This is a genomic window from Catenibacterium sp. RTP21428st1_D7_RTP21428_210409 (assembly GCF_040227455.1).
GTDB classification, from domain to species: domain Bacteria; phylum Bacillota_I; class Bacilli_A; order Erysipelotrichales; family Coprobacillaceae; genus Catenibacterium; species Catenibacterium mitsuoka_A.
The window spans coordinates 71,859-78,454 of sequence record NZ_JBEHVX010000001.1; the positions used below are offsets into that span (position 1 = coordinate 71,859).

7 protein-coding genes are annotated in these 6,596 nt (G+C 32.8%); 6 read left to right on the forward strand and 1 reads right to left on the reverse strand.

The features are described from left to right. Positions 1-11 precede the first annotated feature (11 nt). The 6 genes from ABUA27_RS00370 to ABUA27_RS00395 all read left to right on the forward strand — a co-directional run bounded on the left by ABUA27_RS00370 (position 12) and on the right by ABUA27_RS00395 (position 5,851). On the forward strand, positions 12-638 hold the full coding sequence (locus tag ABUA27_RS00370) for an ABC transporter ATP-binding protein (protein ID WP_287968640.1): 627 nt from the start codon (positions 12-14) through the stop codon (positions 636-638). 1 nt (position 639) lies between these two features. Then, positions 640-1,911: an ABC transporter permease gene (locus tag ABUA27_RS00375; protein WP_287846426.1), complete on the forward strand. Its 1,272-nt coding sequence runs from the start codon at positions 640-642 to the stop codon at positions 1,909-1,911. After that, a complete protein-coding gene (locus tag ABUA27_RS00380; protein WP_330041959.1) occupies positions 1,896-2,930 on the forward strand; it encodes an ABC transporter permease in 1,035 nt (344 codons plus the stop codon). The genes ABUA27_RS00375 and ABUA27_RS00380 overlap by 16 nt, the downstream gene beginning before the upstream one ends. 11 nt (positions 2,931-2,941) lie before the next feature. After that, positions 2,942-3,580, forward strand: coding sequence for a hypothetical protein (locus tag ABUA27_RS00385; protein ID WP_129980784.1), 639 nt, complete (start codon positions 2,942-2,944; stop codon positions 3,578-3,580). Next, on the forward strand, positions 3,571-4,299 hold the full coding sequence (locus ABUA27_RS00390) for a hypothetical protein (protein WP_349820022.1): 729 nt from the start codon (positions 3,571-3,573) through the stop codon (positions 4,297-4,299). Before ABUA27_RS00385 ends, ABUA27_RS00390 begins: the two co-directional genes overlap by 10 nt. 136 nt (positions 4,300-4,435) lie before the next feature. Further along, positions 4,436-5,851: an ROK family protein gene (locus ABUA27_RS00395; protein ID WP_288835438.1), complete on the forward strand. Its 1,416-nt coding sequence runs from the start codon at positions 4,436-4,438 to the stop codon at positions 5,849-5,851. Here the strand turns inward: ABUA27_RS00395 and ABUA27_RS00400 are convergent. Beyond that, positions 5,833-6,381: a MurR/RpiR family transcriptional regulator gene (locus tag ABUA27_RS00400; protein ID WP_349820023.1), complete on the reverse strand. Its 549-nt coding sequence runs from the start codon at positions 6,379-6,381 to the stop codon at positions 5,833-5,835. The two genes, ABUA27_RS00395 and ABUA27_RS00400, sit on opposite strands and share 19 nt — an antisense overlap. Positions 6,382-6,596 lie beyond the last annotated feature (215 nt).

A 6,596-nucleotide genomic window follows, 5' to 3' on the forward strand; every position in this document is an offset into this window, starting at 1 on the left:
TATTAAAGGGGATTAATATGACTATTAATAAAGGAGAATTCTGTGTATTGCTTGGTCCTTCTGGTTCTGGTAAATCTACACTACTTAATATTATTGGGGGTATTGATAGTTTAGATGAGGGAGAACTTATTATTAATAAACATCATTTAAAGACAATGAAAGAGAAGAAATTAAGTCAATATAGACGTGATCATTTAGGTTATATATTCCAGATGTATAATTTAATTCCTAACTTAACAGTGAGAGAGAATATCAAAGTAGGTGCTTATTTAAGTAAGAAGCCTTTGGATATTGATGATTTATTACATACACTTGGTTTATATGAGCATCAAAATAAATTACCTAATCAATTATCTGGTGGACAACAACAGCGTACTGCAATTGGACGTGCAGTCATAAAGAATCCAGATATACTTCTTTGTGATGAACCGACTGGCGCACTCGATTATCGTACTTCACAGGATATATTACAGTTAATCTGTGATATTAATGAAAGATTTGGAAATACAATCATCATGGTGACACATAATGAATCTATTAAGTATATTGCGAATCATATCTTTGTATTACATGATGGAAGAATTAAAGAAGACTATATCAATACAGATCGTAAACGAGTCAATGAGGTGGATTGGTAGTATGAAGAATCCATTAAATAAACGTTTTATACGTGAATTAAAAGAAGACTGGAGTAAGTATCTTGTCATCTTCTTATTGATGACAGGTATGATTGGTCTTGTATCGGGTTTTATTGTGGCAGATGAGAGTATGATCAAAGCTGATAATGAAAGTTTTGAGAAGTATACAATTGAAGATGGTCACTTTAATGTAGATAAGAAACTAAATAATCAGTCTTTGATCAATATTTCTAAAGCCGGTGTACATCTCTATGATCATTCTTATGTAGAAGAAACATTGATCAATGGAAATAAATTACGTATCTTTGCGACACCTCAAAGCGTAAATAAAGTATGTGTCATGAAAGGAAGACTTCCTCAAAATGATAAAGAAATTGCGATAGATCGCATGTATGCCGTCAATAACAAGTTATCTATCGGGGATACTATTAAGAGTCAGAATCATTCATTAAAGATCTGTGGTTTAGTGGCTTTACCAGATTATTCCGCATTATTTGAGAATAACAGCGATACGATGTTTGATGCCATCAAGTTTGGTGTGGCTGTTGTACAACCTTCTTTATTTAATCAATGGGATACAGCACATATGACCTATAGCTATTCATGGCTTTATGCAAATAAGCCAAAGAATGAAGAAAAGAAATCTGAATCATTCTTAAAGTTATTAAATAAAGAAGTACATCTAGAAGAATATATTCCTCAATATGAGAATCAGACCATTCATTTTACTGGTGATGATATGGGTAGTGATGGCGTGATGGTCAGACTTCTCTTATATATCATGATTGTGATTATTGCATTTGTATTTGCGGTCACTATGACCAATACAATCCAGAAAGAAGCCAATGTGATTGGGACATTACTTGCATCTGGTTATACAAAGAAAGAATTGATCAGTCACTATATGACACTTCCTATTATTGTGACACTTATGAGTGCCTTAATAGGTAATATTCTAGGCTATACCTATTTTAGAACGACTATGGCGAATTTATATTATGCCAGTTATAGTTTAACGACTTATCAAACAGTATGGAGTGCAAGTGCTTTTATTCAGACAACAGTTGTACCTGTTATACTCATGTTTATTATTAATCTCTTTATATTAAATAGACAGTTGTCTCTATCTCCTCTTAAATTCTTAAGAAGAGATAGAGACATAAACAGTCACATGTCATGCCTTTGTCCACACGTATTCCTTTTATTACACGTTTTAGAACACGTATTATTCTTCAGAATAAAGCCCATTATCTTGTCATGTTTATTGGATTAATGTTTGCGAATATGATCTTATTATTTGGACTTGCGATGCCAGATATTATTAATTCCTATGGAACCAATATTAAACAGAATATGTTTGCGGATTATCAATATATTCTTAAAGTACCAGCAAGCTTGCAGTCTAGTGAAAAGAGCTTTTCTAATATGATAGAAGCTTATACTTTCACAAAGGGAATAGAAACAGAAGAAAAGACATCTGAGAAGTTTAGTGCTTTTAGCTTAAAGATAGAAGACAATACTTTGGATACGGTGACTGTATATGGAGTAAAAAAGAACAGTTGTTATGTTTCTATTAGTGATGGTGTTTATGTATCAAGTGCTTATGCAGATAAATATCATATCCATAAGGGCGATGTACTTCACTTAAGGACAGAGTATACAGATAAGAAGTATACATTAAAGGTCAGTGGTGAATATAACTATCCAGGTGCGATTGCGATATTCATGAATCAGAAAAAAATGAATCAGTTATTTGATTTAGATGATGATTATTTTTCTGGTTATTTCTCAAAGAATCCTATTACTGATATCAATGAAAAGTATATAGGCACAACTATTGATTATGATTCATTAAGTAAAGTATCTCGACAATTGAATGTATCAATGGGCGGTATGGCTTATTTACTTTATGGAATGGCTGTCATCATGTTTATTGTGCTTATTTATCTTCTTACAAAAACAATTATAGAAAAGAATGCACAGTCTATTTCTATGACTAAGATTCTTGGTTATACCAATCATGAAGTAAGTTCTATTTATATTGTATCGACATCTATTATTGTATCTTTGTTTATTCTTCTCACTGTACCACTCGATTATGTGATATTAAAGCCTATATTTGAGGCAATGATGAAAGAAGAGATGGCAGGATGGATGCCTCTAACTGTAAGTAACCTTACTTTCTTAAAGACAATTGTTATTGGTTTTATAAGTTATTTTATAGTGATGTTGATTGAGTATAAGAAGATTAAGAAGATTCCAATGCAGGATGCATTGAAGAATGTGGAATAGGAGGTACTTGCATGAATAAGAAGTTAATAGCGATACTATGTTGTATCATGCTTACAGGATGTACAACAGAGACAAAAACTAATAAAACAAAGACTATTAAAGAAGAAACACCTGTTGTCTTAACCACAAAAGGACATGATGTAAAGGAAGCCGTGAATAAGAGTGAAACAATTACTGTAAAGACAAAAGCATCTGGTGAAATAAAAAGTACTAAATCCGAAGTAACTATTCCTTCTATAAATGAAGGTGATCTTATTCAAGATACAACTATATTAAAGGATATCAGTAATAAGGGTGATGAAAATATCACCTTGAATGATCATCAATTATTGATAGAGAATAATAAGAATAGTATTCAGTATGAAGGTACTTTAGATGCAGCACTTCCTGTTGGTGTAGATGTGACTTATTATTTGGATGGACAGAAAGTGACAGATATCAAAGGTAAAACAGGGACATTAAAGGCTGTATTTAAATATAAGAATAGTACTGAGACTCCTTTCGTAGCAACTACTATTATGCTTCTTCCTCAAGAAACAGTGAGTGATATTGAAGTGAAGAATGGGAAGAGTATGTTGATGGATGATTATCAAGCCATTATTGGATTAGTTTTCCTGGTTATGAACCATTTAAGGATTCTATGGAAGTGACTATGAAGATCAAGAACTTCCAATGTGACTATATGAGTACCGTATTTACTAATGGTATCTTTAAAGATTTAGACTTAAGTGAACTCACAAAGACAACGAATCAATTAAATCAATCAGCCCAGAAGTTAGTAGAAGGTTCAGCACAATTACTCGCAGGATGTACAACGTATGGACAATACCTTCATACATATATGTCCAATGTGTCTAAAGTGAGTGATGGAGCCAATGCATTATTAAAGGGTTCTAAACAATATGATGCGTCTACACAGGCACTGATTAAAAACTTAATATCTTCTATGAAGGATCCTACAGAACTGATTCAATCTAAAATAAATAAGATTGATCTCACTGATGAAAAGCATGCTGCAGTAAACAGAGCAATCAGTGAAGATGTTCAGGAAAGCTTAATACAAAATAAGAAGAGTTTAGAACAACTCTCAGAGTTACTCTCTCAAAGTCCTGTATCAAAACAATTAGAGACATTATCTTCTAGCTTATCAGAGTTGAGTCAAGCTGGGAATGAACTGTCTCAACAATACCAGACACTTGTAACTGGATCAAAAAGCTTATCTGAAGGAATGAGTCTATTTGATCAGGAAGGTATTCAAAAGATCACTGATATGACTACAATTAAGAAGTTAAAAGAAAAAGACCAGTATAGTGGTCTATCAGGAAACAATATCACAAATACAAAATTCATCTTTGAGATGGCTATCTAGAACCTTGCATTCGCAAGGTTCTTTTCATTTCTATCACCGTTAATTTAGTTTGTATGATATATATTTTTCATTTTTCAGGCGTTACTGTATTTAAGGATTGAGAGTATGTTAAAATATGGACATGGAGGTGATATTCATGGATGATTTCTTAAGTGATATTTATACAATACTCTTTGCGAAATGGATTCTATTGCAGGAAGTGCCTGACTTTGAAACAAAAGTGAATGAAGACTATACAGAGATTCATTTCTATAATAAGCATGCCGATATTGAAATTGTCTTTAATCCATTGAATATCATAGAGTTTAAAGCAACCAATACACAATCTGGTGAGACTGAATATTATCTACATTTCCAGATGAAAACATTGAATTATGCAATGAAGTTATTTAGAGAACTCACTCATTATATGAAGCATATTGGTGATACACCTACTGTTAAGATATTGTTGTGCTGTAGTGGTGGTTTAACAACTAGCTATTTTGCGATGAAGATGAATGAAGCCTCTAAATTAATGAGTCTTCCTTATGTAACAGAAGCAAGTGGTTATAATAATTTATACTATGTAGCACAGGATTATGATGTAGTTCTCTTAGCACCACAGATTTCTTATTTACATGCTAAATCATGTGATATTCTTAAAGATAAGATTGTCTTAAATGTACCACCTGAAGTATTTGCGAAATATGATGTAAAAGCCGTCTTTACACTTGTGAAAGAATCATTAGAGATTAAAAAGAACCAATCTGATCAGAAGATTCCTTTACCTGTTATGTTGGATGTAGAAATTAAACATAAGACATTGGCTCTCTCTATTTTCCGTAATAAACAATCCATTCATGTTGCTTATCGTGTATATGATAAGAATCAAGAAATACTATTAGATAACGAAGTAATCAAACCTGTAGTTAATCTTCAAGATGTTTGTGACATTATAGATATTGCCCGTCTTCATTATCCACGTATTCGTTATATTGGTATTGCGACTCCAGGTATTATTGATGATGGTTATGTGTCTTCTACAAGTTTAGTCGGATGGGAAACACCAGAGAGATTAGAAGACGTCCTCACTGAACGTTATCATTTGCCTGTATGTATATGTAATGATGTCAATGCAGCAGCTGTAGGTTATTATTCTTCACAGGATCAAGTAAGTTCACTGGCTTTCTTATTCCAGCCTGTACATGCAATAAGTGGTGCAGGTATTATTGTGGATAACTGCCTACTACATGGTATGCATAACTTAGTAGGAGAAGTACAATTTCTTCCTTTAGATTTAACAGAAGATAAAATGACACTCAGTATGTCTCCTGAAGGATGTATTGAGGTTGTCGCCCGTTATTTAGTATCTATTATCAGTTTATTAAGTCCTGAGGAACTTGTATTCTATTGTGACTTTATTCCTCATGTACTCCCATTATATGAAGAAATGGCTACTCTTATACCAAAAAAATATATTCCGCCTATTACCAAAGTAGATAACATGCAGGAATATATTCTTCTTGGGACTATGATATTAAGTACAACACAGAACTATGAGAGTTCTATATAGTGTTCAATACGATAGTCTATATTCTTTTCATAATCTTTATTAAAATAGCATGCATAGAGACAGTCTAATAAGAACTGTAATGAAGCTCTTGAAGAAAAAGAAGCAATCTTTTCTTCTGAATCTTCATACGATGCAAAATAGAGATGATAATCAACGAGTTTAGATAATTCACTCTCTTTAGTAGAAGAAATAAGAACAGTTGTCACCTGGTTCTTATTCATCACACGGATGAAGTCTTCTACATGAGGTGTTCTATTAGCATGGGAGATCACGATTGCGAGGTCTCCTTTTTTTAATGTTTCAGCCACCTTTGTTTGATAGAAAATCTGTTTTTCTACTGTGACATCCTTACCTATTTCTAACATGTTCTGTCTAAAACACTCAGCCCTGAAGAAATTACCTATAGAAGGAAATAACGCTATCACATTCGCATCATACATCTTCTGGACAATTTTACCAAATTCATCGAGATTCACTAGGTTTAATGTGGAATGAAGTGTTTGATCATAGAGATTCAACATTTTAGTCATAATTTCATGGTTCTGGTACTACGTCAAGAAAAAGTACCAGTCAAACTGAAATTTCTTTACTACCTCAATTGTAAAATGAAACTGGAATTAAGGAATTGGGATAAAGGGGCATGCCCCTTTATCCCAATTCGCGTGGCTGCAGGCCCCTATTCTCAATTTTTGTAAAAAAAGTCCATAGAAATCGTATTATATAGTTACCACACTTTATAAGGAGA

Bases quoted from the DNA above. Each gene is read 5' to 3' on its own strand.
- ABUA27_RS00375 (WP_287846426.1), top strand. From the start codon at position 640: ATGAAGAATCCATTAAATAAACGTTTTATACGTGAATTAAAAGAAGAC.
- ABUA27_RS00380 (WP_330041959.1), top strand. From the start codon at position 1,896: ATGTTTATTGGATTAATGTTTGCGAATATGATCTTATTATTTGGACTT.
- ABUA27_RS00385 (WP_129980784.1), top strand. From the start codon at position 2,942: ATGAATAAGAAGTTAATAGCGATACTATGTTGTATCATGCTTACAGGA.
- ABUA27_RS00390 (WP_349820022.1), top strand. From the start codon at position 3,571: ATGGAAGTGACTATGAAGATCAAGAACTTCCAATGTGACTATATGAGT.
- ABUA27_RS00395 (WP_288835438.1), top strand. From the start codon at position 4,436: ATGGATGATTTCTTAAGTGATATTTATACAATACTCTTTGCGAAATGG.
- ABUA27_RS00400 (WP_349820023.1), bottom strand. From the start codon at position 6,381: ATGACTAAAATGTTGAATCTCTATGATCAAACACTTCATTCCACATTA.